Origin of the sequence: Bacillus cereus group sp. N24 (assembly GCF_016483345.1) — a bacterium.
GTDB classification, from domain to species: domain Bacteria; phylum Bacillota; class Bacilli; order Bacillales; family Bacillaceae_G; genus Bacillus_A; species Bacillus_A toyonensis.
On sequence record NZ_JAEHCA010000090.1, the window covers coordinates 1 to 534 of the forward strand.

The window sequence follows — 534 nt, forward strand, 5'->3', positions numbered from 1 at the left end:
CGAAAATAACCTTCTACGCTTTTTTCCATCTTTTTTGTTAAAGCTTGCACCGCTTCTTTCTTTTCTTCTGGTGATTTTGTTTGATACTTTTTCTTATAACTTTTACTCATGATCTTCTCCTACTCTTTCACTAGCTTTTTGTAATTCCTCCATTTCTTCTTCATTCCATCTCTCAGCTGTATCAAAGAAAAGCTCATGAGTTTTTACATTAACCGGAACTAACATATTTTCCTGATTCATGACATGAACTGCAAGTTCTTCCTCTTGTTCTCGTGTAATTTTGATTGTTAGTTCTTCCTCTTTTACAAGTAAAACAAGTTCACCTTCTCCAACCTCTTTAATGACCCCTAATGCAATATCTTCACGAAATAATAACATCCTACTAACCTCCTGTTTTTTTATAAAAAGAAACAATGTAGCTTACGTTACATTGTTCTTTGATGCCTCATGATCTATACGTTTTTGTCTTGCATGACTAATTCGTTCAGCTACAACTTCTTTTGCTATCTTCACACTTCCCATCTCTTGTTTATC

At 33.9% G+C, this 534-nt stretch carries 1 protein-coding gene and 1 pseudogene; both read right to left on the minus strand.

All coding sequences use genetic code 11. The annotated features are described in order from the left end of the window. A pseudogene (locus tag JDS95_RS32290) lies at window positions 1-110 on the minus strand (ArdC family protein); the annotation flags it as partial. Then, window positions 103-378 (minus strand): hypothetical protein, encoded by a 276-nt coding sequence (locus JDS95_RS30470; protein ID WP_000923991.1) that lies wholly within the window; start codon window positions 376-378, stop codon window positions 103-105. The gene JDS95_RS30470 and the pseudogene JDS95_RS32290, both read right to left, overlap by 8 nt. Window positions 379-534: the final 156 nt, after the last annotated feature.